Here is a 25387-nt window from a genome sequence, read left to right on the forward strand (position 1 = left end):
CGGTAGATGTTCGTTGATCGTGGGGAACCGCCGTTCGTCTCCACCGGCAGGCTTCCGCCCTCGGAGGTCGTGACGGACCTGGTCCGGCAGGCACATCAGCGGTACGCGTCCGACGACCGGGGTTCCCTCTCGACGGTCTATCCGGCGTTGACCCGGGTGCCGCCCGGCCTGTTCGGGGTCGCGGCGACGGGAACCGCCGGCGACGTCTACGCGGCCGGCGACGCCGACGTGCTCTTCACGGTCATGAGCATCGCAAAGCCCTTCGTCTTCGCACTGGTCTGCGACGCCATCGGTGCGGACGAGGCGCGCCGGGCGATCGGCGTAAACGCGACCGGCCTGGCGTTCAACTCCCTCGCGGCCGTCGAGCGCGGCCCGGCCGGGCGTACCAACCCGATGGTCAATCCGGGTGCGATCGCCACCACGAGCCTGGCTCCGGGCGGAACGCCGGAAGCCCGGTGGGGCTTTCTCGCCGACGGGCTGTCGCGGTTCGCCGGGCGGCCGCTCTCCCTCGACGCGGAGATGTACGCGTCGGCGTCGCAGACCAACCAGCGCAACCGGGCGATGGCCCACCTGCTCGACGGCTTCGGCGGCCTCGGCTGTGACGCGGCCGAGGCCCTCGACCTGTACACCCGGCAGAGTTCGCTGCTGGTCAGCGCCCGCGACCTCGCGGTGATGGGCTCGACCCTCGCCGACGGCGGCCTGAACCCGATCACCGGCGTGCAGGTGATCAGCGCCGAGAGCTGCCGTTGCGCCCTGGCGGTGATGACCACGGCGGGCCTGTACGAGACGTCCGGCGACTGGCTCTACGACGTGGGGCTGCCGGGTAAGAGCGGCATCGGCGGCGGCATCGTGACCGTGTCGCCGGGCAAGGGCGGCCTGGGTACCTTCGCCCCGCTGCTGGACGAGGCGGGCAACAGCGTGAAGGGCCAGCTGGCGGCGGCGTTCCTGTCGCGGAGGCTGGGCCTGGACCTCTTCGCCTCGCAGGCCGCCGAGGGTTCCCGGTAGCCGTTGGGCACGCCGCTCAGAGCGGCCAGACGAGCGGGACGAGCCCGACGGCGATCACCAGGAACCAGGTGATCATGGGTAGCCCGAACCGGCAGTAGTCGCCGAACCGGTACCCGCCGGGTTGCTTGACCATCAGATTCGCCGCGGTGGCGATCGGTGTCAGGAAGGCACCGGAGGCGGCGACGGCGACGCACATCATCACGGGCAAAACCGAGACGCCGACCTCGGCCGCGGCGGACACCGCGATCGGGATGACGATGAGCGCGGTCGCCGTGTTGCTGATCACCTGGCCCAGCACCGCGGTTAGCAGGAACAGCCCCAGCAGCAGGAACAGGCCGTAGCCGCCGAACACCGTCACGACCATCGCGGCGAGTTCGTCCGCCGCGCCGGACTGTGCCATCGCCGTCGACATCGGGTACATGGCGGCGACGACGACGAGCGGCGTCCAGGAGATGCCCTCGTAGGCCTGATCCATCGTCAGCACCTTGGTCAGCACCATCGCCCCGGCGGCGAGGACGGCGGCGATCGCCGGAGGGACCAGGCCGGTGGAGAGCAGGACCACCATCGCCACGACGATGACGACCGCCGGGACGGCCTCGGGGCCGAACGGCACCGCCTGGCGCCGCACGGTTGCGGGGGAGTCCACGATCAGCACGCCCTCGGACGGGTCGAGGTGACGCTCCATGGCCGCCCAGGTGCCCTGCACCAGCAGCATGTCCCCGGCGGCGAGGACCTCGCGCCGCGGCCCGAGCTCGTGCCCCTGACGCTGGATGGCCAGGATGACCAGCTCGCCGCTGTCGGTGGTCATGCCCGGATAGACGGTGTCGCCGACGAGCGCGGACCGGGGACCCAGGACCAGTTCGGCGGCGCCGACGTAGCGGTTGAGCACGATCTGCTCCAGCTGCGGCGTGACACCCTGCGGCACCCGTTCGAGCCCGTGCAGTTCGGCGAACCGGTCGATCGCGGCGGTGGCGCCGTGCACGGCGATGACGTCGTCCTCCCGCAGGGGCGCATCGCCACGCGGTGCCCCGTGGCCGGCGGCGCCGATCACGAGCGGCCCGTCGGCGTCCTGCCGGCGAAGCTCCGTGACCGGTACGCCGACCGCCGGCGAACCCGCCGGCACCCGCAGGCCGACGGCCTGGGTGCCCAGGCCGTACTGGCCGACGAGAACGCGCGCGTGTCCACTCAGGTCGGCGGGCAGCGACCGGGGCGTGCGCTCGGGCAGCAGCCGCCGCCCGGACAGCACCGCGATCAGGACCACACCGGCCGTCAGCGGGATGCCGACCACCGCGAACTCGAAGTATCCGAACGGCCTCGACCCGGAGTCGGCGGCCGCTTCCGAGACGAGGATGTTGATGGGTGTGCCCGTGAGCACCAGCAGGGATCCGGCGTGGCCGGCGAAGGCGAGCGGCATCGCCAGGCCCGACGGCGACCGGCCGAGCCGCACCGCGAGCAGGACCACCATCGGCAGCAGCGCCGCGGTGGTGCCGCTGACGCCGATGAGCGCGGTCATCAGGGCCGCGAGGACCATGATCGCCACGAGCAGCCGGCGCCGCTCGGTGCCGGCCCGGGCGATGAGCTGCTGCCCGGCCCACGCCGTGATGCCGCATGCGTTGAGCCCCGCGCTGACGACGAACAGCCCGGCGATGAAGCCGATGACGGGGTCGCCGAACCCCGCGAACACCTGCCCCGCGGTCAGCAGCCCGGTGAAGTAGAGGGCGACCGCCGATCCGAGCGCCACCAGCTCGACCGGCAACCTGTTCCACACGAACATGACGAGGGTGGCCGCCAGGACGAGCAGGCAGATCACCGCGTCACTCATCCGCCGTCACCGCGCCGTGGTCGCACGTGCCCGGTTACGGGAGCTCGACGGGTGCGCCGGGGCCGAGCGGGATGCCCACCAGGTACCAGACGACGAAGAAGACGGTCCAGGCGACGGCGATGATCAGCGTGTAGGGGATCATCAGCGACACGACGGTGCCCACCCCCGCGCCCTTCTTGTACTTCTGCGCGAGCAGCACGATGAAGGGCAGGTAGACCATCAGCGGGGTGATGACGTTGACCGGTGAGTCGCCGATCCGGTAGGCGGCGAGGACGGTCTGCGGCGCGACGCCGAGACGCAGGAACAGCGGCACGAAGATGGGCGCGAAGATCGCCCACTTCGGGATCACGCCGGGGATGATCACGTCGAGGACGAGCGTGACGAGGATGAAGCCGATGAGCAGCCACAGCGGGCCGATGTTCGCCGACTCGAGGCCGTCGGCCATCTTCACGGCGGCGATGGTGGCCATGTTGGTGTAGTTGAAGTACGCGATGAACTGGGCGATCACGAGGAGCATGAAGATCAGGCCGCCGAGGCCGGCGAACGTCTTGGTGATGGCCGCCATCGCGGCGGCGCTGCCCTTCAGCGTGCCGGCGCCGGCGCCGTAGCACAGGCCCGCGACGAGGAAGATCAGCATGATGATGAAGATCAGGCTGTCCATCAGCGGCGAGTCCTCGATGAGGCTGCCGGTCTCGGGATTGCGCAGGATGCCCCAGCTGGGCGCGGACAGCAGCACCAGCACCGCGAGCACCCCGAGGAAGCCGTAGAGCGCCAGCCGCAGCCCGCGGGCCTGCGCCGCCGGGGTGACCTCGGCCTCCGGGGGATCTGCGTCGGGAATCTCGGTGGCCCCGCGCTCGACGGCGCCGGTGAAGGTGCCCAGGCGCGGCTCGATGACCTTCTCCGTGACGAAGGTGATCAGCACGGCGAGGAACAGGGACGACCCGATGGCGAAGTAGACGTTGGAGGTGAGGCTGATCGTCTTCGCCGGATCGGCGAGCGCGATGGCCTCATTGGTGATCTCGGTGATGATGCCGTCGGTCGGGGTGATCAGCACGTTGACCATGAACGTGCCGCCGACGGCCGCGAACGCCGCGGCGAGGCCGGCGAGCGGATGTCGGCCGACGCTCATGAACGCGACCGCACCCAGTGGGATGAGGACCAGGTAGCCGGCGTCCGAGGCGATCGACGACAGGATGCCGACCAGGACGATGATGAACGTCAGCGACCACTTCGGTGCGACCGCGACCAGCTTGCGGATGAGGGCGCCTATCAGTCCGGCCTGCTCGGCCAGCCCGACGCCGATCATCGCGACCAGGATGACACCGACCACGCCGAAGTTGGTGAAGTTGGTGACGGCGGAGGTGAAGATGAACCGGATCCCGTCGGCGGTCAGCAGACTCTTGATCTCGGTGGTCTCGGTGTGCGTCTCGATCTCGGGGTGGTAGTACTCGCTCGGCTCGATGCTGACCGACGGTTCCTGGGTGCCACCCGGATAGGTCTCAACGCCGACCACCGGCGCCGGCTCGGCAACCTCGTAGGTGACGCTGACCCCCATCGCGGCGAACACCGCCGACAGGATGATGATCACCCCGATCAGCCCGAGGAAGATCATCACTGGGTGCGGGACCTTGTTGCCGACCTTCTCGATGCCGTCCAGCATCCGCTGGCTGAACGTCCGTTTCCCGGTCGCTTCCGCCGTCATCCCCGCTCATCCCCCTGCTTACCCGGTTGCGGCCGGCTGAAGTTAACTGCGAACTCCACCAGCAGCCGCGCCCCGAAGCCCGAGCAGCCCGCCGACTGCCACCCGGTTGACGACTCGTTCTGGGCGGTGCCGGCGATGTCGATGTGTGCCCACGGCCGGCCGGCGACGAACTCCTCCAGGAACAGGGCGGCGTGGATCGCCGCGCCGTTCGCGCCGCCCATGTTCTTGATGTCGGCGACGTGCGAGTCCATCTCGCTGCGGTAGCGGCGCGCCATCGGTAGCTGCCAGACCGGCTCGTCCACCCGGTCCGCCGCCGCCTTCACCTGGTCGACCAGCACCTGGTCGTTGCCGAACACGCCCGCGATCCGGGTGCCCAGCGCCCGCATGCACGCACCGGTCAGGGTCGCGATGTCCACGATCGCGTCCACCGGCTCCTCGGTGGCGAGCACGAGCGCATCCGCCATCACGAGACGGCCCTCGGCGTCGGTGTTGACCACCTCGACGGTCATGCCGCCCCGGATGGACAGCACGTCACCGAGCTTCGTAGCCGATCCGGACGGCATGTTGTCGGTGCACATCAGATAGGCCGTCACCGCCACCGGGCAGGCCACGTCGCGCAGTACGGACATCGCGGCCAGGATCGCCCCGGCACCCGACATGTCGTTCTTCATCGTCGCGTGCACCGCGTCCGCGGGCTTCAGGGCGATGCCGCCGGAGTCGTACATGATGCCCTTGCCCACCAGCGTCAGCCGGGGCACGTCCGGCCCGTCGCCCGCCGGCTCGTATTTGAGCTTGATCATTCGGGGCGGGTCCACGCTGCCGGCGTTCACGCCCAGCAGGCCGCCGCAGCCGAGCTCCACCAGCGCGTCGCGTTCGAACACCTCCGCCGACAGGCCGCACTCCGGCGCCAGGGCCTGCGCGTACTCGGCGATCCGCGCCGCGGTCAGCAGGCTGGGCGGACCGTTCGCCAGGTCCCGCGCGAGCGACGCCGCCCGGACGTAGGCCGCACCGCGCTGCGCGCCGGACTCGACCGCGGTCCTCGACCGCGGGTCGGCCACCAGCGTCAGCTCGGTGACCGCGACCTCTTCCGGTGCCTTCCGCAGTCCGCGGTAGGCGTACCGCGCCAGCAGGGCGCCCTCCACCGCGGCCTGCGCGTGGTCCTCCCCGGCGCGATCGCCGCCCGGCAGCACCATGGCCAGCCGGGACTGCTTCCCCGCCGCGCGTGCGAAGGCCGCCGCGGCGTCGCGCACTCCCGCCGCGTCCAGCGCCGCCGGGTCACCCACGCCGTACACGACCAGCGGCGGACCGGACGGCACCGACACGAGCAGCGACTGGCCGACCCGGCCGGTGAATCCGGCACCCCGCAGCCGATCCCAGGCCATGCCCACCTCGGCGGGTACGTCGCCGGTACTGGACACGGGCACGGCCAGCAGCTCGATGTCCGCCGGCAGGTCGGTGGAGTCCACCACGGCGATGCTCGTCTGGGCGCGCCACGACGGCGCCGGGTCGAACGATTCCGCCAACAAAGTCATAACCCGAACCCCGCGCCGATCGACCAGAACCCACCGGCCGGACAGGCCGACCGCGCCCGCCTCTGACCAACTGGTGCACAGGTCACGGCATCAGGTCATGCTGCTCCGGCGGCCCCGGTGATAGGGCCCAAGCCAGGAGTCTTCCGTTTTGTGGTCTTCCGGAGAGGTGATTCCGAAAACTAGTAGACCCTCGGGTTCGCAATCGGCTGGGACCAATCCGAGTAGCTCCCGGCGCCGAATGAGGGTTGAATCTGCGGGAACGATGGAGAGGGCTGACCCATGACCGAGCGCGGTGCCGCCCGCCGGCCGGACCACCTCTCGGCCGTGCCCGGGTCCGGGCCGCCGGCGGACGCGGGCGACCTGCTCCGCCTCGTCGCCCGCGGCGACGAGGGTGCCTTCGGCCGCCTGTACGACCTGGTCGTCCCGCGGGTCTACGGCCTGATCCGGCGGGTGCTGCGCGACCCGGCGCAGGCCGAGGAGGTGACCCAGGAGGTGCTGGTCGAGGTGTGGCGCACGGCGGCGCGCTTCGACACGGCCCGGGGCTCGGCCACCTCCTGGATATTCACGATCGCGCACCGCCGCGCGGTGGACCGGGTCCGCGCCGAGCAGGCGTCCGCCGACCGCATGATGAAGGTCGGGGTCGCCTCCGTCGACACCCCGTACGACGAGGTCGTCGACGAGGTGGCGGGCCGGCTCGAACGCCAGCAGGTCCGGCACTGCCTGGACGGCCTGACCGAGCTGCAACGCCAGGCCGTGACGCTGGCGTACTACCAGGGTCACTCCTATCGGGAGGTGGCCGACCTGCTCGAAGCCCCGCTGCCCACGGTCAAGACCCGGATGCGCGACGGCCTGATCCGCCTGCGCGACTGCCTGGGTGTGGAGGTGACCGCGTGACCACCGCCGACATTCACGCCCTGGTCGGCGCCTATGCGCTGGACGCAGTGGACGACCTCGAGCGGGTCTCCTTCGAGCGGCACATCGCCGACTGCGAGACCTGCCGGACCGAGGTGGACGAGTTGCGCGGCACCGCATCGCGGCTGGCGGACAGCACCTGGTCCGTCCCGCCTCCCCGGCTTCGCGCCGAGGTGCTGGCCGCGGTCGGGCGGACCCGACAGCTGCCGCCGGTGGAGTCGGCACGACCGCGGGCGGACGCGCGCGCGGCGGCGCCGCGCTGGCGGCGGTACACGGCGGCCGCGGCCGCGGCGGGCATCCTGGCCGCCGGGGCGGGTGCGGCCGTGTGGGCCGTACAGGAGCAGCGCGTACGGGAGAAGAGCGCCGTGGTTGCGGAGGCCCGCACCCGCGAGGCCCGCACCGAGGCGATCCTGGCCGCCGCCGACCTGGTGGTCCGCACCGCACCGATGATCGGCGGCGGCCGGGTCACCGTGGCCTCGTCGGAGCAGCAGGGCGCCAGCGTGGTCTCGCTGCGGGCCGACGAGGCGCCGTCCGCCGACCGGGCCTTCCAGATGTGGAAGATCAGGGGCACCGGCCCGGCGGTGGATGCGGGTGTGCTGCCCGCGGGGCAGGCGTCGGCCGTGCGGGTGGTGGACGGCGTGCCGGGCAACGACGTCTTCGCCGTCTCGGTGGAGCCGTCCGGTGGCTCGCGCGTCCCGACCGCGTCGCAGATCGTCGCCCAGGTCCCGTTGACCTGAGGCCGCCTCTGGTCGGCCCGGCGGCCGTCAGGGCACCGTGCGCTCGATGGCGGCGGGGCCGTCCCGCTCCAGCTCCCTGCGGGCCCGCTCTATGTTCTCCGGTGTCGGGTCCCGGCCCTCGGCCAGGGCCAGGTCCTCGGGATCCCAGGGCTGGTCCGCCCCGGTACGAAGCACCGGCTTCGCGCCGGAACGCAGGAGTCCCGGGTCGTCGGGGTTCTGCTCGGTCATGGCTCCTCCATCGGTGGATGCCCTTCCCCTAGTTCCTACCCCGTCGTGCCCCCGCTGACCAGCGACTCACTGACGCGTCCCCATAAATCGGACGATCAAACACTTCAACTGCCAAGCGAGCGTGATTCGGACAGCCGCCGCGCGCATCGGATGGACTGTGAGTTACGAGACGAATACATTTCTGCGTTGGCGCGTGTGTGAGTGTTCCGGCGGGGATCACTCAATGCGTGGGCCGCCGGCGGCGACTCGCGGCACGTGGCGCGAGGGGAACGTGACACATGATCGATCGCTGGGAAGTGCAGCGGTGAGCAGCCTGCCGGACGCCGAGCGGGACGCGAACGAGGTCGTGCAGCTGCTGGCGGCGTTCGCCGCGCTGCTGCGCCGGCGGGAGTTCGTGCTCGACGACGACACCCAGGCGATGCTCGGGATGGCCCTGGAAGGCGGCGTGTCGGCCGCCCGGGTCCTGGAGTATCTGCGCGCCCTGCAGGGCTCCGGTGACGGCGTCGCCGCCACCGTGCCGCCGCGGCTCGGGCCCTGGCGCCACTGGGTGCCGCCGCGGGGCGACCTGTTCGGCGAGATGGCCGGTGCGCCCCGGGTCAAGGAGATGCCGCGGCCCCGGCGCCGCAGCGACCCCGGCGAGTAGGCCGCGGCCCCTACGCCGGCCCCCGCAGCGTCTGAGACGGTGAGACGCCGAAGCGTGCCCGGTAGGCGGCGGCGAAGCGCCCGAGGTGGGCGAAGCCCGTGCGGTGCGCGACCGCGGCGACGGTGACCCGGGCCGGGTCCTCGCGACGCAGTGCGTCGTGCGCCCGGCCGAGCCGCACCGACTGGAGGTAGGCCATCGGCGCGCAACCGACGTGCCGCCGGAAGCCCTCCTGCAGCGACCGCACGCTGATGCCGGAGATCCGGGCGAGGTCGGCGACGCTGAACGGCCGCTCCGGCTCGTGCTGGATCGCGTCGATCGCCCGCCGGACGGCCTGCGGCGGACCGGCGGCCACCGGCGCGTTCAGCTCGTCGCTGTAGCGGTGCCGCACGCTCAGCAGCAGCCCGTTGAGCACGCTGCGCCGCAGCAGGTCGGCGATCAGCGGCTGCCAGATCAGGCTGCCGGGGTCCTCGCTCTCGCCGCTGAGCAGCCGCACCAGCCGGCCCCAGCTCTGCACCGCCCCGCCGCTGAGGTCGATGGCCGGCGGCAGGTCGATCGGGCCGACCACCGGGCGGCCGAGCAGCGCCGCGAGCTCGTTCTCGAGAGCCGGCCGTTCGATCTTGACGTCCAGCTCGGCGGAGTGCGCGTCATGCAGGGTGTACACCGGCCTGCCGGGGCCGAAGACGATGCCGGTCGACGGCCCGGCGACGACCTCGTGGCCGGCGTGCCGGGCGTGCACCCGGCCCGCCGTCGGAATGGTCACGTGGTAGGCGTCCAGCTCCGAGGCGATGAGCGTCACGGGAGCCCCGAAGCCGAGCTGCCCCACGGTGAGCGGTCCGAGTTTGATCACTTCGGCGTTGAACCGGAAGCCCTCGGCGCCCTCGGGCGCACCCACGGCGAGCGGATAGTAGAACCGATTCAGCAACGAGCGCGTGTCATCGATGTCCACGCTGCTGAAGCTTGCGGTCGTCGGGGATGCCGAACCGGACGATACCGTCCTGAATTTAGCTTCACCCATCTCGTGAGGCGCTCCTACGCATACGGTGAGTATTTGGTTCTGACTGGTACGTCGTCAACGTTCACGCCATCAGCTGGCCGTTCCAGCACATTCTGGCCATATGAACTACTCTGGCGTTCCGCGCCTACCTGGCGTAACTTGCAGACCAGCGGACTGTTGTTGGGATGCGGTGTCCGGTCGGCGCCTGGGTGAGGTGCCGAACTGCGCTGTCGGCGCTGAGACCCGCGCGAAGGTGGCGTCGCCCGCACGACGCCAGGAAGAGGGCAGCTGTGTATCTGCCGATCACCACTCGCCAGTTGGCCGATGGCACGGTCGAGATCGCGCCGAGCGGCGAGATCGATCTCGACAACGCCCACGTGATGCGCGACGCCGTCAACGACGTGTTGACCGGCACCACGCCGGGCAAGATAGACCTCGACCTCCAACGGGTGATGTTGATCGACAGTATCGGCATCGGCATCCTGGTGGCCTGCTTCCACGCGGCGGCCGCCAGCGGCGTCAAGCTCGTGGTCAGCCACCCGAGCCCGACGGTCTACCGCCAGCTCTGGATCTCCGGCCTGGTCGGCCTGCTCGGCTGCGCCGAGCCGTCGTCCCCGCGTACGTCCGTCGGCCTGCGGCCCAGCTGACCGGCGGCCCTGTGCTGGAATGCAGCGCATGTCCGTGCTGCGTTCCATCGGTCTGTTCCTGCTCGCCGCCCTCGCCGAGATCGGCGGGGCGTGGCTCGTCTGGCAGGGCATCCGCGAGCACCGTGGCCTGCACTTCGTCGGCGCGGGCGTGGCGGCGCTCGGCGCGTACGGCTTCGTCGCGACCCTGCAGCCGGACCCGAACTTCGGCCGGATCCTCGCCGCCTACGGCGGGGTCTTCGTCGCCGGGTCGCTCGGCTGGGGGATGCTGCTCGACGGCTTCCGGCCGGACCGCTGGGACCTGATCGGCGCGGCGCTGTGCCTGGCCGGCGTCGGCGTCATCATGTACGCCCCACGCGGGGCATAGCCGCCCCGCGGCTTCTCCCTGATGAAGAGGACCGCGATCACGACGAGGGCCGCGACCGGCGCGCCTACAGGAACGACTCGGCAGTGTCCCTGGTCGAGGACGGCCCGGACCTGCGGCGGGAGGGCGGCAAGGTCGGGCACCCCCGCCGCCGGGCGCTGCCGGGGCCGAAGCGCTCGGTCGTCAGGATGGTCAACCGGCTGGCCAGGACCGTGCCGAGGGCGCTGACGCCGATCGCGCCGCCCATGCACCGGAAGAACGTGAGCGAGGACGTGGTCGCGCCCAGTTCGTACGCCGGCACGTCGGCGGCCCTCGACTCGACCCGGACGGATCGTGCCACCGGCCAACCAGGACGCCCACGGAACCTCTATAGGCTGCAAGTGACGGCCGTCACCCAGGTGCCGAAACGGACAGCGTTCGCCTACGTTTGACAGATCATGCTGCGGCGGCGGGTCACGATCACGGTCCTTCTCCTGTACGCCGCGAGCGTCGTCGCCGTCACCATCTTCCCGATCCGGGTCCGTTCAGCCGCCTACTGGGCCGACGAGCCGTGGCGCACGACGATCCACTTGATTCCCGGCGATGTGGACGGCCCGAGCTTCGTCCTCAACGTCATCATGTTCATCCCGTTCGGGGTGCTGCTGCCGCTGCTCAGGCCCCGCCTCGACGCGGTACGCCGGCTCGCCGCGCACGCGGCGGCGGTGAGCCTGGCGATCGAGCTGACCCAGTTCGCGCTCGGGATGACGCTGGGCAGCCGCCGCACGGTCGACGTCAACGACCTGATCGCCAACACCGGCGGCGCGCTGCTCGGCCTGCTCATCCTGCGGCTGGCGGTGCCGTCGCCGCGGCACCGCGCAACGTGCGTCGCAGGAAGGCCGTCGTCGCCGTCACCGCCTGCGTGACGTACGGCTCCACGTCGTACAGATCGACGTGCTCGTCGGCGTCCAGCCAGACGATCTCCTTGTCGCCGGGGGTGTCGGCATGCATCCGCGCGGCGAGTTCGGGGCTGCAGTAGTCGTCCTTGCGGCCGTGCACGATCAGCAGCGGCGTCTCGGCGAGCAGCGCGGCCCGGCCGAGCGCGTCGAAGGTCATCAGCGCGTGCAGCGAACCACGCGTGACCCGGTTCTCCCAGCTCACCGCGGCGGACCGGGCGGTGCCGTAGTAGGACCACGGCTCGTCGCCGGCCATCGCCGCCTCGCCGTGGTCCGGCGCGACCGCCGGAAGGTAGTCGTCGTAGGCGTCGATGAAGCCCCGCAACGCCGCGCGGTAGCCGGACGTGTCGACCGCGAACCAGGCGGGGCTGTTGTAGGCGCCGGCGATCCCGGCCACCGCTCGGATCCGGGGATCGGTTGCGGCCGCGCTCACCGCGTACCCGCCGCCCAGACAGATGCCCACCACCCCGATGCGGTCCGCATCCACCTCGCGCCGCGCCCGCAGGAAACCGACCGCCGACCGCAGGTCGGCGAGCTTGCCCTGGGTGTCCTCGTGACCCCGGCGGCCCGCGCTGCGGCCGAAGCCGCGATGGTCGAACGCCAGCGTGATCAGGCCCTGCCGGGCCAGCCGGTCGGCGTACAGCCCGGTCACCTGCTCCTGCACGCCGGTGAACGGCCCGGTCAGCACGACCGCGCCGCCGTCCGCCGCGGCCGGCACCCGCAAGGTGCCGATCAGCGTGAGGCCGTCGCTGTCAAAGGTCACTTCTTCGGTACGGATGTCGTCCACGCATCGACGCTAGGCTCGGCGGAGGCCGCCTGCCAGTAGGCACCTGGCGGTGCCCATCCGCATTCCCGGGTTCCCCACCCGCTTTCGCGGGTTCTCCGTCCGCTTTCGGGGGTTTCGAATGACGCTGATGATTCCGGACGTGCTCGAGGAGACCTGCGCGACGCGGCAGGCCCTGGAGCGGCTCTCCGCGAAGTGGCGCGTGCTTCTGATCTACGCCCTGCTGGCGGGCCCGCAACGGCCGGCAGCCCTGCGGCGAAGACTGCCGGGAATCACGCAGAAGGTCCTGACCGAGACGCTGCGCGGCATGCGGTCGGACGGCCTGGTCGAGCGGCGGGTGCTCAAAGTGGACCCGCCGCAGCACATCGAGTACGCCCTGACGCCGCTCGGCAGGACGCTCGAGGAACCCCTGGCCGCGATCTGCGAGTGGGCGGCGTCGGCTCAGGCCCCCTCCAGCAGCTCGATCAGCTTGGCCGCGGTGACGTCCGGGCCGTAAGCCGGCGTCCCGGGCTGGTAGCGCCACGACTCGTCGAGGCCGCCGACGTCGACGGCGTCGAAGCCGATCTCGTCCACGAGCCCGAGCACGACGGTCTTGGCCGCCCCGTCGTCGCCGGCCACCGGCAGCGCCCGCCGGCCCTCGGTGCCGGGTTTGGTGTGCCGGTCCAGCAACTGCTGGGCGACGATGTTGTTGAAGGCCTTCACGACCGGTCGGGCGAGCTGCTCACTCACCCAGCGCGCGGAGGTCATGCCGTCGTCGATGGGCCGGATCTGCCCGTCCCGCTGCGGGTAGTAGTTGTTCGTGTCGATCACGGCCACGCCCGGCCGCGCCGTGTCCAGCAGCCCCTTGGGCAGCTCGGCGACGGCCCTGAGCGGCACGGCGACGATGACGACCTCGGCGTCCCGCGGCGCGTCCGCGACCTCGACCGGGGTGGCACCGGTCCGCTGCGCGACGGCACCGAGCGTCGCCGGTCCGCGCGAGTTGGCGATCACGACCTCGTGGCCATGCTGAACGAGCAGTTGCGCCAGGTTGCCACCGATGTGCCCGGCGCCGATGATGCCGATCTTCATGCCGATCCTCCGTATCTCCACCCATGCCAATCTCCGGAGGCGGCGGCGTAGTCCTGAATGTGTCCTAGACCATGAGGTCCGACTCCACCTGGTGGATCCGGATGGGCATACCGTCCGGCGTCTCGACGTGCAACTGGGTGCCGAGATCCAGGTCCCGGGCCACCTCCACGATCTTGACCCCGTGGTCCCGCAGCCACCGCTCGAGCCGGTCGAGGGGCATGGTCGCGGAGAAGTTGAGCTCGACGGTGCTCGCGCCGCGCGCGGCGTCCGGCGGGCGGGTGACCAGTCCGATCTGGGCGGTGCCCACCTGCATGAGCACCCAGTCGCCGTTCCGGTCGCCGTGGTTGATCTCGCCGCCGAGCTTCTCGTAGAACGCGACGGCCGTGGCCATGTCGCCGACATGCACCATCGGCTGGAGCTGCAGCCCCGGCAGGAAGGGCCGGGGCGGCGGAACCTTGGCGCCCCCGATCGTCTCGGGCCGGTGCGTGCCTGGGCCGGTGCTCGGCTCGGTGCTGTGCCCGCCGGCGGGACTGGCGGGAGAACGGACGCCGCGGAGATCCACGCGCGCCCGGCCGGTGTGTGCCAGGCCGAAGGAGGATGCCGTTCCGGGGGCCGTTCCGGGGGCCGTTCCGGGGGCCGTTCCGGGGGCCGTTCCGGCGGCGGCGATAGGGGCCGCTTCGGGGGTGGCGGCTGCTGCTCCGGCGAGGGCTGCGTCTTGGGCTTTCGCGCCGGTCGCTACGGCGGCGGTCGCGCCGGAGGCCGGGCCTCGGCTGTCGGCGTGGGGTGGGGCTTGTTCGGCCTTGTCCGTCCGTGACCTGCGCTGAGCGCCGGGCTGCGGCCAGCTGGCCAAGCGGGCCGCGGTCGCACCGCGGGCTGCGGCCGCGGAGCGGGCGGTGGTCGGGTTGGCCGTGGAATGGATGGTGGTCGGGTTGGCCGTGGAATGGATGGTGGTCGGGTTGGCCGCGGATTGGATGGTGGTCGGGTTGGCCGCGGAGGGGGCGGTGGTCGGGTTGGCCGCGGGTTGGGCGGTGGTTGGGTCGGCCGCGGAGTGAATGGTGGTCGGGCTGGCCGCGGATTGGATGCTGGAAGGGGTGGCGGTGGCTGGGTTGGCCGTGGAGTGGACGTTGGCCGGGGTGGCCGCAGCGTGAGGCTCGCGCGTCGGCTCGTTGCCCCCCGGGGTGCTCGGCGCTTGCGGCTCGGGCGGGCTTGACGGAATCGTGCGCTTGATCAAGGGCGCCGCGATCGGCCGCGGGTCCGACGGCCCACCCGACGACGACGGACGGCGCGGGCTGGGAGTGGCCGCCGCGGCCTGCGGGCGTGCCGGACTGTCGGGGGCGCTCTGCCTACCCCGGGCGTTCGCCGGCTTTCTGCCGGAGGGAACCGGTCGTTTGTTGGCCATGGCGGGCTCCTGTCGAGCGAACGTTCGGCGCCGGCGAGATGCCGCCGCCGAAAGACTCAACGACCCGTGGGGCTCATCGATACATCCCGCCGTGCTAATCAGCCCGTGCCCGGGCGGGCCGTCATCAGCCTCCGACCGCCCGGCCGACAACCGGGGTCCGCGGATCCGGCGGCGCCCCGCGGCGTGGCACCGATCCTCACCGGATCGGCATCCAGGGCCACATCCATCCCGGAACCGGACCGGGTGTCGATCGGCGTGACGATCACCGCCCAGCGCAGACGAAACCCCCAGCCGTCGTGCCGAGCCGGCTGCGGCCCGCCCGGCCGGATCACCCTGTCGGGTGACCCGCCCACCGGATCCGGATGGCAAGCGCCACCTCCGGGACCCAACGAGAGCGGGGTGTGAGACAGGTGGAAGTTTGCGGAGAAACGGTGAGCTCCGCGCCCTACCCGCCAACATCCACAACGGCGGACGTCGCGCGAACGGTTTCGAACGCCGGCTACCTCGCGGGAAGGGTCCTGTCCCGCTCCTGCTCGGCCTGAGCAAGACCGCCACCATCGAGATCCGCAGGCCCGGGACTACACATCCCGGCTGGACGGCGCCCCGGCCGGGGAGTCGCTGGTGCGCGACTTGCAGGCGGACGGTCTCGCCGTGCCCCCGACCACCAGGCCGACCACCCGGAAGCCTCTCATCGCCTCGGACGGCTTGATCACGTAGGGCGAGTGGATCAGACACCGACCCCTTTCGCTCGTCTAGTCGTTGAGCTGGGCGCGTTCGATCTCGCCCAGCGCCAGCGTCAGAAATTCCGGCAGCGGGCGCGGCCCGAGCAGGTACGCGATGAGCAGCGCCGAGTGCAGGGCCAGCGCGTCCGGTTTCGGGGACGGCTCCTCGTCGTCGTGCACACCCAGTGAACCCGCCAGCAGAATCAGCACCACGTGCGGATCCACCTCCGGGTGCCACTGCGCAGACGCGCGGACGCACTGCTCGAGGACCTCGCGGACGGCGTCGCCGTCCAGGCCGTCCGGGTGCGTGGCCTCGAGCAACAGCCGAACCGTCGTGCCGAGGATCAGGGCGGCCTGGGCCCGGTCCTGCGCGGCCAGTTCGCCCGCCGCCGACGCCAGGGCCTCGGTGTCGTGAGCTCGCACCGCCGTCACCGCGGCGTCGACGGCCGCGGCGATCGGCCGTGCGGGTGCGGGGAGATGCCGCCACTGGTTCGTCACGCTTCGACGCTAGCCCCGGGGTCCGACAATTCCCGGCCTCCACGCGGGAGCCCGGTCGATGTTGCCGATCACCCTGTGGCGCAGCGGAGCCCACCGCCCGCAGCCGTCCCCTGCGGAGCGGATCGGCGGATCGACGCCGAGGCCCGCGCCGAGCACATGCCTCCGTCGGGTAGGTCCGGCGATCATCCGGACCGTCCCCGCCGGATCCCGGATATTGTCAGAGGCTCCTGGCAAGGTGACTGGCATGACGTTGCACAAAGCAATGGCGGCACGCATCGAGAGCGGCGGGTTTCCCGGGATCGTCACGCTGGTCGCGCGCGGCGACGACGTCCGTGTCGACACCATCGGCACGACCGCGTTCGGCGGCGACGTGCCGATGCGGCGCGACACCGTCTTCCGGATCGCGTCGCTGACCAAGCCGGTGCTCGCGGCCGCCACGATGATCCTGGTCGAGGACGACCTCATCGACCTCGAGGAGCCGATCCACCGGTTGCTGCCCGAGCTGGCCGGCCAGCGGGTGCTGGCCCGCATCGACGGCCCGCTCGACGACACCGTCCCGGCGGTCCGCCCGGTCACGATCGAGGACCTGCTCACCTTCCGGATGGGCTTCGGCACGCTCACCGAGCCGACCTTCAACCCGCCCTTCCCGATCGTGGAGGCCGCGGAGAAGCTGCGGCTCGTGCTTGCCGAGCCCGATCCGCGGACTCCGCACGACCCCGACGAGTGGATCCGGCGCTTCGCCACGCTCCCGCTGATGTATCAGCCCGGTGAGCGCTGGCTGTACAACGCCGGCACCCTGGTGCTGGGTGTGCTGCTCGCCCGGGCGGCCGGCCAGCCGCTCGGCGACCTCCTGCGCGAACGGCTCTTCGATCCGCTCGCAATGGCCGAGACCGGCTTCTGGCTGCCCGCCGAGCGGGCGGCGCAGCTCCCCTCCTACTACATGACCGACTCCGAGACCAACGAGATGAAGGATCGGACAGCGACCACCCCGCCCACGGTGTGGAGCAGCCCGCCGGTCTTCCCCTCGGGTTCGGGTGGCCTCGTGTCCACCGTGGACGAATACCACTCCTTCGCACGGATGCTGCTGCGGCGCGGCGTGCACGGCGGCACCCGGCTGCTGTCGGAGCAGTCCGTGGAGCTGATGACGACCAACCGGCTGACGCCGGAACAGTCCGCCACCGGCGGGACGATCCTTGGAAACTCCGGCTGGGGCCTCGGCATGGCGGTGGCCGTCACCCCGTCCCCACCCGCCGCCGCCCCGGGGCAATACGGCTGGAGCGGTGGCTACGGCACCCACTGGTTCAACGACCCGCACGAGGAGCTCACCGCGATCGCGATGACCCAGGTCACCGACTTCATGTGGAACGGCGCGATGAAGGAGTTCCGCGAACTGGCATACACCTGACGGAGATCCCGAGAATCACCCGAGCCCCGACCATGCCGCCGATCGAGCGCACGGCGGAGACCCCTGGCCGCGCCGGCCCGAGCAGCAGACGAAGCCCTCCGGCACACAGCCTTCGCCCCCGCCGGTGGCGGCGCGGGGCGTGTCGGTTGTCGAGGGTTCGGGCATTCGCACCGGAGCGCGGGGATCCGTGGCCTCTACGGCTGCGGTCCATGCGAAAACCGGACGAGATCGTCAGCCGCCGGCGGGGGTGATGCTGGGTACGCTCCAGGCGTGGTTCCCGGCGGGAAAGGGAGACGACGATGACCAACCTTGATGCTGTCACCGCGTGGGTGCAGAGCTACCGGGTGGCCTGGGAGTCCAACGACCCGCACGACGTCGGCGGGCTCTTCGCCGACGATGCCGCCTACTTCACCGAACCCTTTGCGAAGCCTTGGCTCGGCCGCGACGAGATCGTGGCGAATTGGCTGGAGAACAAGGACGAGCCCGGCGACACGACGTTCGAGTGGCATCCGCTGATCGTGACCGATGATCTCGCGATCATCGAGGCCAGGACGGTCTATCGCGATCCGCCGCGGACCTACAGCAACATGTGGGTGCTGCGCCTGGACCATTCCGGCCAGGCGCGCCAGTTCACCGAGTGGTGGATGGAACATCCGAAGAAATAGGCAGGACCAGCCGCGTCTGTGCGGTGTGGACGGTGTGCAGGGAGGTGGCGAGTTTCGCGCCGTCGACGAACGTGCCGTCAGTGCCGAGGTTGCGGGAGAAGCGGGGGTGTGCGCCGCCGGAGATCTGCAGACGCAGCCGGTGTCCGACGACCAGCCGGTGGAAGCAGCCGTCCAGGGCCAGCCGCAGGTGTTGCACGTCGCCGGCGGGCACGCCCGGATCGAGTCGCAGCATCGCGTCGGAGAAGTTGGCGGAGCGGCCGCGTGGATCTACGTCGCAGAGCCGCACGAAGACGTCGGCGTGGGGATTGTCGACGGACAGGGCGAGTTCGAGCATGGGCGGGCCGGCGACGTCGAGGTCGGCGGCGAGCGGAGCGGTGGTGAACGTCAGCACGTCGCGCCGGGCCTCGAGCCGGCGGTTGTCCCGCACGCCCGCGGTGCCGGAGAGCACCCGCCCACCGACCGAGGGCGTGGGATCGGCCGGGTCGTAGCGGAAGCTGATCTCGCCCTCGACCGAGTCGCCGGCGGAAAGTCCGCCGACCGGATCCGGCACGAACGACGCCGGTGCCGTGGCGGGCGGCCAGACCGCCATCGCGTGCCACCGCTTCTCACCGGTGCGGTAGACCCGCACCGGCGCCTCACCCGGCTCGGCGACCCCGCTCGCCCGCGCAGAACCGCTGGCGCAGCGATCGTTCGCGTGGCCGGCAACGGTCGGCCGGCCGCGGTCTGTTCGCGTGGGGCGGCTGGTGTGGTGGTCGTTGGGGTGGCCGGCAACGGTCGGGTGGTCGGGGTTTGTTGGTGTGGGGCGGCTGGCGTGGTGGTCGTTGGGGTAGTCGGGGTTGGTTGGGTCTCGGTGGTTTGCTGGTGTGGGGTTGGTGGTGCCGTGGTAGTTGGGGTGGTGCTCAAGGAAGGACTGACCGCGCACCTGGAGGCTCTCGGCGTTGGTCGGGTCGCTGGGGTCTGCCGGCAGGGGACCGGCCATGCTGTCGGCGGGACCGGCCAGGTGTCTGTCGAGCCAGGCCAGGGCCCGGTTTTCCACCAGGCCCGCGCCTGAGACGGCCGTGCCGACGTGGGTCCACGGCCCGACGGTCAGCGACACCTCGATGCCGCGCGCCCGCAGCGTCTCGTACTGGATCAGTGTCTGGTCCAGGAAGAGGTCCTGCCATCCGCTCACGAGCAGCACCGGCACCCGCACCCGTTCCAGCGCGGCGCCGGCCCGGTACGCACCCCAGAACGGGTCGTCGCCCTGCGGGTGCGAGAGCCACGTGCGGTACCAGGGCGCCCGGCCCCGCAGTACCGGTTCCGCCGCCTCGGCCAGCGGCAGGTCGCGCAGGCCCGGTTCCAGCCGGCGCCGGGCCGTCACCCGGGCGGTGAGCCGCCGCAGCCCGCGCGCCTCCTGGCCGGCGATCTGGTGGCTCCAGCTCAGGAAGTCGCCGAGCGTGAACGCGCCCGTGCCGAAGACCGCCTCGCGGAAGTCGTGCGGGCCGACGTAGACCAGCGCCGTCCGCAGCTCCGGCGGTGGATCCTGCAGCAGTGTCCACTGTGCCCACCCGAGGTACGACCCGCCGACGGTCGCCAGCCGGCCGTCGAACCAGGGCTGCTCCCGCAGCCAGGCGATGGTGTCGCGGCCGTCCGCCGTCTCCTGGGCCATCGGCTCGAACGCCCCGCCCGAGCCGAACGTGCCCCGCACGCTGCCGATCAGCGCGTGGTAACCGCGGGCGGCCAGCATCCGGCCGTGCAGCGCCGACTCCGGGAAGCCCCGCCCGTACGGGGTGCGGACCAGCACCGTTCCGCGCGGGTCCCGGGTCTGCGGCGAGTAGTGGTCCGCACGCAGGTCGACGCCGTCGCGCATGGGGATCCGCAGGCCGTGGTCGACCGTGTACCCGTTGCGTGCGGGTGGCAGGCCCAGCAGGCGGGACAGGACGCGGTCGGCGATTCTCATGTAACTCCTTGGCGGGAACACACGGTTCAGATGATCGCTCACCTTGGTGCCGGTGCGGCGACCCGGCCGGCGCGGTCCGGCCGGAGAGTGGGGGTCGGCGGCGGATGGGTCGCTCGCCAGCGCCGTGCGGGTCGGCCGGCGGCCGGCCGTGTGGAGTGCGCCTCATCCCGTACGTGATGATCGAAGTCTGATTTGGACGTTATTGGTATGTAATTGGCGAAGGTGAAGCTTTTTCACCGGCCTGGTACGGTGCGAAACCGCGAATTTGTCGGCAGACTTCTTCGGATGGAGGTTCGGCAGCGCACACTCGGCGGCCGCTACGTGCTCATGGACGAGCTCGGCAGCGGCGGCATGTCCGTCGTCTGGCGTGCCCGCGACGAGGTCCTCGGGCGCGCGGTGGCGGTCAAGGTGCTCGCCGGTCGCTATGCCGGAGATCCGCAGTGGCGTGCCCGGATCCGCGACGAGGCCCGCGCCGCCGCCACGCTGTCGCACCGCAACATCGCCCAGGTGTACGACTTCGGCGAGTCGGACGAGAGCGGGCGCCCGGTCTCGTACGTGGTCATGGAGTTGATCCACGGCATCACGCTGCAGCAGCGGGTGAAGTCAGGCAAGCTCGCGCCGAGGCAGGTCTTCCGGATCTGCGGCCAGGTGGCGGCGGCGCTCGCCGCCGCACATGCCGACGGGCTGGTGCATCGCGACATCAAGCCGGCCAACGTCATGGTCACGCAGGACGGCGCCAAGGTCGTCGACTTCGGCATCGCCGCTACCGTCGGGCCGGCCGATCCGGACGCCGAGTTGCTCGGCACCCCGGCCTACCTGGCGCCCGAGCGGCTGACCGGCGACGCCGTCGAGCCGGCCTCCGACGTGTACGCGCTGGGCGTGCTGATGTACCGGCTCCTGGCGGGCGAGTCGCCGTGGAGCGTCGACACGACGACGCAGATGCTGACGGCGCATGTCTACGTGGAGCCCGCGCCGCTACCGCCGCTGGCGGACGTGCCGGCGGCGGTGACCGCCCTGGTCAATCAGATGCTGCGCAAGGAGACGGCCGAGCGGCCGACGGCGGCCGAGGCCGCCGCGATCCTGGAGCGGGCCGCCGAGGAGGATCCGCCGGTCGCGGCCCCGGAGCGCGATGCCACGGTCGCGGTCCCCGAGGGGGAGCCGGCGCCGCCGCCGGGGAGGCCGCGGAAGCGCCTGCTCGTCGGCGGTGCCGCGGCGGTGGTCGTCGCCATCGCGATGGCCGGGCTGCTGCCGTCGATCGGCGCCCAGGACGACGCCGGCGGCGCGCCGGCCGGGGTGCCGTCGATACCCGCGCGGGCGGCGACCGGTGCGCCGTCTGCCGGACCGACCGCGGCGGCCCGGTCCCCGATCGCGCCCGAGCAGAACCCGGATCCGTCCGTCGCGCCGTCCGCCGTCGCCTCGGCGCCGGAGGCGTCCGGGGGCCCGGCGCCCAGCGCGGAGCCGGCGCCGTCCGTCGCGCCGGCCACGGCGGAGCCGATCGCGAAGGTGCGCACGTTCACGTCGCCCGGCGGCACGGTCGAGGCGAGCTGCGACGACTCCGGCCAGGCGAAGCTGGTCGCCTGGGCGCCGAAGGACCCGTACCAGGTGGAGCGGGTCAGCGCCGGACCCGCGTTCACGGCCTCGATCGTCTTCAAGCACGTGGCGAGCCGGATCCGGATGACGGTGACCTGCGTCGCCGGATCCCCGACGGCGGTCACCCTCCCGATCTGACGCCGTTCACATCTGCCTCGGGCGTTGACGAAACAGTGACACATCTGAAACATTGGATGCCTCGCGCCGCAAGAAGTTGGCAGACACCACGCAATTTCTGCGGAGTGGCCCGAAAGATCGAGGCAAGCGCATCGCTCACGCGCCTGTCATCCGTGTTTCCCCCGAAATAGCCCCGTTCCCCGACTCGGCGCACCTCTGCCACGCGTCACGCCGCCGCACACCCCCTCGGCGGTGTCGACCCGTGGCAATCCCCTCTGTCGTTCTCACAGAACAAGGACGCCATGAAACGGAAGCAACTCAGCCGGAGGCTGCTCAGCGGCCTCCTCGCGGCGGGCCTGGTCGCCGCCGCGGCGCTTACCCCGACGCCCGCCCTCGCGGCCGGCGGACCCAACCTCTCCGCCGGCAGGCCGGTCGCCGCCAGCGGCGCCAACGGCCCGTACGTCGCGGGCAACGTCAACGACGGCAACCCGCAGACGTACTGGGAGAGCCCGTCGAACGCGTTCCCGCAATGGGTGCAGATCGATCTCGGCGGTGCCGTCGCCATCGATCAGGTCGTGCTCAAGCTGCCGCCCGCGACGGCGTGGGGTGCCCGTACCCAGACGCTCAGTGTGCAGGGCAGCACCGACGGCAGCGGCTTCGGCGTTCTCTCGGCCTCGGCCGGCCGGGTCTTCGATCCGGCCTCGGCCAACACGGTCACCATCGACTTCGCCGCGGCGACCGTCCGATACGTACGCGTGCACATCACCGCCAACACGGGCTGGCCGGCCGCGCAGGTCTCCGAGTTCGAGATCTACGGCGTGGCCGGCGGGGACCCGGGCGACCCGGGCGACCCGCCGACGGGCACGAACCTGGCCGGCGGCAAGCCGATCGAGGCGTCGTCGTCGGTGTTCACCTTCGTGGCGGGCAACGCCAACGACACCAGCCCGACCAGCTACTGGGAGTCCAACGGCTACCCGGCGACGCTGACCGTGAAGCTCGGTGCCGACGCCGACGTCACCGGAGTCGTCGTCAAGCTCAACCCGGACCCGATCTGGGGTACCCGTACGCAGAACATCCAGGTCCTCGGCCGCGCGCAGGCCGCGACCGGTTTCACGTCGCTGAAGGCGCGGGCCGACTACACGTTCAACCCGGCCACCAACCAGAACTCGGTCACGATCCCGGTCACCGGCCGCGCCGCCGACCTCCAGCTGCAGTTCTTCAGCAACACCGGCGCGCCGGGCGGCCAGGTCGCCGACTTCCAGGTGCTCGGCGGCTGGGCGCCGAACCCGGACCTCGTCGTCACCGCCGCGACCTGGACGCCCGCGTCGCCGAGCGAGGCCACCGCGGTCACGCTCTCGGCCACGGTCAGGAACCAGGGCACGGCGGCCGCGGCCGCGACCCGGGTCGACTTCAGGCTCGGCGGCAACGTCGTCGGCGGCGCGTCGGTCGGCGCCCTCGCGGCCGGCGCGTCGGCCACGGTCTCGGCGAACGTCGGGGCGCAGCCGATGGGCAGCTACAGCGTCGCGGCGGTGGTCGACCCGGCAAACACGGTCGCGGAGCAGAACAACGACAACAACACCTTCACCGCGGCCACGCAGCTGGTGGTCGGCCAGGCGCCCGGCCCGGACCTGCAGGTCCTGGGCATCACGACGAACCCGGCGAACCCCGCCGTCGGCGCGGCGGTCTCCTTCACGGTCGCGGTGAACAACCGCGGCACCAGCGGCGCGGGCGCCTCGACGACCCGCCTGACGGCGGGCGGCACGACGCTCAACGGAAGCACGCCGGCGATCGCCGCAGGCGCCACCGCGAACGTGGCCATCGCCGGCACCTGGACCGCGACCAGCGGCGGCGCCACCCTCACCGCCACCGCGGACGCGACCGGCGCCGTCGCCGAGACGAACGAGAGCAACAACGTGCTGACCCGCTCGGTCGTGGTCGGCCGCGGCGCGGCGGTGCCGTACGTCGAGTACGAGGCGGAGGCGGCGCGCTACCAGGGCACCCTGCTGGAGACCGACGCCCTGCGCACGTTCGGGCACACCAACTTCGCCACGGAGTCGTCCGGGCGCAGGTCGGTGCGGCTGACCGGCACCGGGCAGTTCGTCGAGTTCACGTCGGTCAACCAGTCGAACTCGATCGTGGTCCGCAACTCCATCCCGGACGCACCGGGCGGCGGCGGTCAGGAGGCGAGCATCAGCCTCTACATCAACGACCAGTTCGCGCAGAAGCTGACGCTCTCGTCGCGAAACAGCTGGCTGTACGGCACGACGGACGACACCGAGTCCCTGTCGAACTCGCCCTCGGCCGACGCCCGGCGGCTCTTCGACGAGTCGCACGCGCTGCTCTCGCAGTCGTATCCGGCCGGAACCCGCTTCAAGCTGCAGCGGGACGCCGCGGACAACGCCTCGTTCTACATCATCGACTTCATCGACCTGGAGCAGGTGGCACCGGCGGCGAGCCAGCCGGCCGGCTGCACCTCGATCACGACGTACGGCGCGGTGCCGAACGACGGCAACGACGACACGGCGGCGATCCAGCGAGCCGTGACGGACAACCAGAACGGTGTGATCGGCTGCGTCTGGATCCCGGCCGGCCAGTGGCGCCAGGAGCAGAAGATCCTCTCGCCGGACCCGGCCCGCGGCCAGTACAACCAGAAGGGCCTGCGCAACGTCACGATCCGCGGCGCGGGCATGTGGCACTCCCAGCTCTACACGAACACCCAGCCGCAGAACGTGGTCGGCAACATCAACCACCCGCACGAGGGCAACGTCGGCTTCGACATCGACGACAACACCCAGATCTCCGACCTGGCGATCTTCGGCAACACCCAGAACCGGGCGAACCGCGGCCACGGCCTCAACGGCCGGTTCGGCAGGAACACGAAGATCAGCAACGTCTGGATCGAGCACGTGAACGTCGGCGCCTGGGTGGGCCGCGACTACTCGGACACGCCCGCCTACTGGAACCCCGGCGACGGGCTCGACTTCTCCGGCATGCGGATCCGCAACACGTACGCGGACGGCATCAACTTCAGCAACGGCACGCGCAACTCGCGGGTGTTCAACTCGTCGTTCCGTACGACCGGCGACGACTCGCTGGCGGTCTGGGCCAACCCGTACGTGAAGGACCAGGCGGTCGACATCGCGTCGAACAACCACTTCGTCAACAACACGGTGCAGCTGCCGTGGCGGGCGAACGGCATCGCCATCTACGGCGGCTCCAACAACTCGATCGAGAACAACCTGATCTACGACACGATGAACTACCCGGGCATCATGCTGGCGACGGACCACAGCCCGCTCCCGTTCGGGGGGACCACGCTGATCGCCAACAACGGCCTCTACCGTACGGGCGGGGCGTTCTGGAACGAGGACCAGGAGTTCGGCGCGATCACCCTGTTCCCGTCGACAAGGGACATCACCGGCGTCACGATCCGCGACACCGAGATCTCCGACTCGACCTACGACGGCATCCAGTTCAAGAACGGCGGCGGCAACATGCCGAACGTCGCCATCACCAACGTCAGGATTGACAGATCCACCAACGGCGCCGGGATCCTCGCGATGAGCGGCGCCCGCGGAAACGCGACGCTGACGAACGTGACGATCACGAACTCGGCCGACGGCAACATCGTCATCCAGCCGGGCTCGGGCTTCACGATCACCGGCGGCTGACGGCCGGCGCGGGG

Annotated in this window: 23 protein-coding genes; 12 read left to right on the forward strand and 11 right to left on the reverse strand. The window is 71.3% G+C overall.

All coding sequences use genetic code 11. The annotated features are described in order from the left end of the window. Positions 1-6 precede the first annotated feature (6 nt). Positions 7-1005 (forward strand): glutaminase A, encoded by a 999-nt coding sequence (glsA, locus tag AB0B58_RS08730; protein WP_360219761.1) that lies wholly within the window; start codon positions 7-9, stop codon positions 1003-1005. Positions 1006-1021: 16 nt separating this feature from the next. Here the strand turns inward: glsA and AB0B58_RS08735 are convergent, their stop codons facing one another. The 3 genes from AB0B58_RS08735 to AB0B58_RS08745 are packed head-to-tail and all read right to left on the reverse strand — an operon-like array spanning position 1022 to position 6061. Beyond that, positions 1022-2827: an SLC13 family permease gene (locus tag AB0B58_RS08735; RefSeq protein ID WP_360219764.1), complete on the reverse strand. Its 1806-nt coding sequence runs from the start codon at positions 2825-2827 to the stop codon at positions 1022-1024. Between the two features lie 34 nt (positions 2828-2861). Beyond that, positions 2862-4529, reverse strand: coding sequence for an AbgT family transporter (locus AB0B58_RS08740; protein WP_360219767.1), 1668 nt, complete (start codon positions 4527-4529; stop codon positions 2862-2864). Continuing rightward, positions 4526-6061 carry a leucyl aminopeptidase gene (locus tag AB0B58_RS08745; RefSeq protein ID WP_360219770.1) on the reverse strand — a complete coding sequence of 512 codons (1536 nt, stop codon included), beginning with the start codon at positions 6059-6061 and terminating at the stop codon, positions 4526-4528. Before AB0B58_RS08745 ends, AB0B58_RS08740 begins: the two co-directional genes overlap by 4 nt. 279 nt (positions 6062-6340) lie before the next feature. On the opposite strand from AB0B58_RS08745, the gene sigK reads away from it, so the two are divergent. Continuing rightward, positions 6341-6955 (forward strand): ECF RNA polymerase sigma factor SigK, encoded by a 615-nt coding sequence (gene sigK / locus AB0B58_RS08750; RefSeq protein ID WP_360219773.1) that lies wholly within the window; start codon positions 6341-6343, stop codon positions 6953-6955. Further along, positions 6952-7710 carry an anti-sigma factor gene (locus tag AB0B58_RS08755; protein ID WP_360219776.1) on the forward strand — a complete coding sequence of 253 codons (759 nt, stop codon included), beginning with the start codon at positions 6952-6954 and terminating at the stop codon, positions 7708-7710. The genes sigK and AB0B58_RS08755 overlap by 4 nt, the downstream gene beginning before the upstream one ends. A gap of 27 nt (positions 7711-7737) precedes the next feature. Here the strand turns inward: AB0B58_RS08755 and AB0B58_RS08760 are convergent, their stop codons facing one another. Then, a complete protein-coding gene (locus tag AB0B58_RS08760; RefSeq protein ID WP_360219934.1) occupies positions 7738-7938 on the reverse strand; it encodes a hypothetical protein in 201 nt (66 codons plus the stop codon). A gap of 304 nt (positions 7939-8242) precedes the next feature. Between AB0B58_RS08760 and AB0B58_RS08765 the strand changes: the two genes are divergently transcribed. Further along, complete coding sequence (locus AB0B58_RS08765; protein WP_360219779.1) at positions 8243-8581, forward strand: hypothetical protein; 339 nt, start codon at positions 8243-8245, stop codon at positions 8579-8581. A 10-nt stretch (positions 8582-8591) separates the two neighbouring features. On the opposite strand, the gene AB0B58_RS08770 is transcribed toward AB0B58_RS08765, so the two are convergent. Next, complete coding sequence (locus AB0B58_RS08770; RefSeq protein WP_360219782.1) at positions 8592-9527, reverse strand: AraC family transcriptional regulator; 936 nt, start codon at positions 9525-9527, stop codon at positions 8592-8594. Between the two features lie 338 nt (positions 9528-9865). Here AB0B58_RS08770 and AB0B58_RS08775 point away from each other — a divergent pair, with 338 nt between their 5' ends. After that, positions 9866-10222, forward strand: a complete 357-nt coding sequence (locus AB0B58_RS08775) for an STAS domain-containing protein (RefSeq protein WP_184989705.1) — start codon at positions 9866-9868, stop codon at positions 10220-10222. Between the two features lie 28 nt (positions 10223-10250). After that, complete coding sequence (locus tag AB0B58_RS08780) at positions 10251-10586, forward strand: YnfA family protein (protein ID WP_360219786.1); 336 nt, start codon at positions 10251-10253, stop codon at positions 10584-10586. A gap of 64 nt (positions 10587-10650) precedes the next feature. On the opposite strand, the gene AB0B58_RS08785 is transcribed toward AB0B58_RS08780, so the two are convergent. Then, complete coding sequence (locus AB0B58_RS08785) at positions 10651-10923, reverse strand: hypothetical protein (RefSeq protein WP_360219789.1); 273 nt, start codon at positions 10921-10923, stop codon at positions 10651-10653. Between the two features lie 97 nt (positions 10924-11020). On the opposite strand from AB0B58_RS08785, the gene AB0B58_RS08790 reads away from it, so the two are divergent. Then, positions 11021-11485: a VanZ family protein gene (locus AB0B58_RS08790; RefSeq protein ID WP_360219792.1), complete on the forward strand. Its 465-nt coding sequence runs from the start codon at positions 11021-11023 to the stop codon at positions 11483-11485. On the opposite strand, the gene AB0B58_RS08795 is transcribed toward AB0B58_RS08790, so the two are convergent. Further along, positions 11400-12302: an alpha/beta hydrolase gene (locus tag AB0B58_RS08795; protein WP_360219795.1), complete on the reverse strand. Its 903-nt coding sequence runs from the start codon at positions 12300-12302 to the stop codon at positions 11400-11402. The genes AB0B58_RS08790 and AB0B58_RS08795 overlap by 86 nt on opposite strands. 118 nt (positions 12303-12420) lie before the next feature. On the opposite strand from AB0B58_RS08795, the gene AB0B58_RS08800 reads away from it, so the two are divergent. Continuing rightward, complete coding sequence (locus tag AB0B58_RS08800; protein WP_360219798.1) at positions 12421-12795, forward strand: helix-turn-helix domain-containing protein; 375 nt, start codon at positions 12421-12423, stop codon at positions 12793-12795. Here the strand turns inward: AB0B58_RS08800 and AB0B58_RS08805 are convergent. The 3 genes from AB0B58_RS08805 to AB0B58_RS08815 form a co-directional block, all read right to left on the reverse strand. Beyond that, positions 12741-13388: an NAD(P)-binding domain-containing protein gene (locus tag AB0B58_RS08805; protein WP_360219801.1), complete on the reverse strand. Its 648-nt coding sequence runs from the start codon at positions 13386-13388 to the stop codon at positions 12741-12743. The genes AB0B58_RS08800 and AB0B58_RS08805 overlap by 55 nt on opposite strands. Before the next feature lie 43 nt (positions 13389-13431). Further along, positions 13432-13929, reverse strand: coding sequence for a VOC family protein (locus AB0B58_RS08810; protein WP_360219804.1), 498 nt, complete (start codon positions 13927-13929; stop codon positions 13432-13434). 1589 nt (positions 13930-15518) lie between these two features. After that, complete coding sequence (locus AB0B58_RS08815) at positions 15519-15986, reverse strand: hypothetical protein (protein ID WP_360219807.1); 468 nt, start codon at positions 15984-15986, stop codon at positions 15519-15521. 244 nt (positions 15987-16230) lie between these two features. Between AB0B58_RS08815 and AB0B58_RS08820 the strand changes: the two genes are divergently transcribed. Further along, on the forward strand, positions 16231-17391 hold the full coding sequence (locus tag AB0B58_RS08820; RefSeq protein WP_360219810.1) for a serine hydrolase domain-containing protein: 1161 nt from the start codon (positions 16231-16233) through the stop codon (positions 17389-17391). A gap of 299 nt (positions 17392-17690) precedes the next feature. Then, complete coding sequence (locus AB0B58_RS08825; RefSeq protein WP_360219813.1) at positions 17691-18056, forward strand: nuclear transport factor 2 family protein; 366 nt, start codon at positions 17691-17693, stop codon at positions 18054-18056. On the opposite strand, the gene AB0B58_RS08830 is transcribed toward AB0B58_RS08825, so the two are convergent. Continuing rightward, on the reverse strand, positions 18022-19995 hold the full coding sequence (locus AB0B58_RS08830) for a CocE/NonD family hydrolase (RefSeq protein ID WP_360219816.1): 1974 nt from the start codon (positions 19993-19995) through the stop codon (positions 18022-18024). The two genes, AB0B58_RS08825 and AB0B58_RS08830, sit on opposite strands and share 35 nt — an antisense overlap. Positions 19996-20280: 285 nt before the next feature. Here AB0B58_RS08830 and AB0B58_RS08835 point away from each other — a divergent pair, with 285 nt between their 5' ends. Beyond that, complete coding sequence (locus AB0B58_RS08835; RefSeq protein WP_360219819.1) at positions 20281-21723, forward strand: protein kinase domain-containing protein; 1443 nt, start codon at positions 20281-20283, stop codon at positions 21721-21723. Between the two features lie 281 nt (positions 21724-22004). Continuing rightward, complete coding sequence (locus AB0B58_RS08840) at positions 22005-25373, forward strand: CARDB domain-containing protein (RefSeq protein WP_360219822.1); 3369 nt, start codon at positions 22005-22007, stop codon at positions 25371-25373. Positions 25374-25387 lie beyond the last annotated feature (14 nt).

The sequence above is a fragment of the Actinoplanes sp. NPDC049118 genome (assembly GCF_040648555.1).
Taxonomy (GTDB): domain Bacteria; phylum Actinomycetota; class Actinomycetes; order Mycobacteriales; family Micromonosporaceae; genus Actinoplanes.

What these genes read in the sequence shown, in the direction of transcription:
- AB0B58_RS08825 (WP_360219813.1), top strand. Translation starts at nt 17,691, where the DNA reads ATGACCAACCTTGATGCTGTCACCGCGTGGGTGCAGAGCTACCGGGTG.
- AB0B58_RS08760 (WP_360219934.1), bottom strand. Translation starts at nt 7,938, where the DNA reads ATGACCGAGCAGAACCCCGACGACCCGGGACTCCTGCGTTCCGGCGCG.
- AB0B58_RS08830 (WP_360219816.1), bottom strand. Translation starts at nt 19,995, where the DNA reads ATGAGAATCGCCGACCGCGTCCTGTCCCGCCTGCTGGGCCTGCCACCC.
- AB0B58_RS08800 (WP_360219798.1), top strand. Translation starts at nt 12,421, where the DNA reads ATGACGCTGATGATTCCGGACGTGCTCGAGGAGACCTGCGCGACGCGG.
- AB0B58_RS08740 (WP_360219767.1), bottom strand. Translation starts at nt 4,529, where the DNA reads ATGACGGCGGAAGCGACCGGGAAACGGACGTTCAGCCAGCGGATGCTG.
- AB0B58_RS08790 (WP_360219792.1), top strand. Translation starts at nt 11,021, where the DNA reads ATGCTGCGGCGGCGGGTCACGATCACGGTCCTTCTCCTGTACGCCGCG.
- glsA (WP_360219761.1), top strand. Translation starts at nt 7, where the DNA reads ATGTTCGTTGATCGTGGGGAACCGCCGTTCGTCTCCACCGGCAGGCTT.
- AB0B58_RS08780 (WP_360219786.1), top strand. Translation starts at nt 10,251, where the DNA reads ATGTCCGTGCTGCGTTCCATCGGTCTGTTCCTGCTCGCCGCCCTCGCC.
- AB0B58_RS08735 (WP_360219764.1), bottom strand. Translation starts at nt 2,827, where the DNA reads ATGAGTGACGCGGTGATCTGCCTGCTCGTCCTGGCGGCCACCCTCGTC.
- sigK (WP_360219773.1), top strand. Translation starts at nt 6,341, where the DNA reads ATGACCGAGCGCGGTGCCGCCCGCCGGCCGGACCACCTCTCGGCCGTG.
- AB0B58_RS08745 (WP_360219770.1), bottom strand. Translation starts at nt 6,061, where the DNA reads ATGACTTTGTTGGCGGAATCGTTCGACCCGGCGCCGTCGTGGCGCGCC.
- AB0B58_RS08820 (WP_360219810.1), top strand. Translation starts at nt 16,231, where the DNA reads ATGACGTTGCACAAAGCAATGGCGGCACGCATCGAGAGCGGCGGGTTT.
- AB0B58_RS08835 (WP_360219819.1), top strand. Translation starts at nt 20,281, where the DNA reads ATGGAGGTTCGGCAGCGCACACTCGGCGGCCGCTACGTGCTCATGGAC.
- AB0B58_RS08840 (WP_360219822.1), top strand. Translation starts at nt 22,005, where the DNA reads ATGAAACGGAAGCAACTCAGCCGGAGGCTGCTCAGCGGCCTCCTCGCG.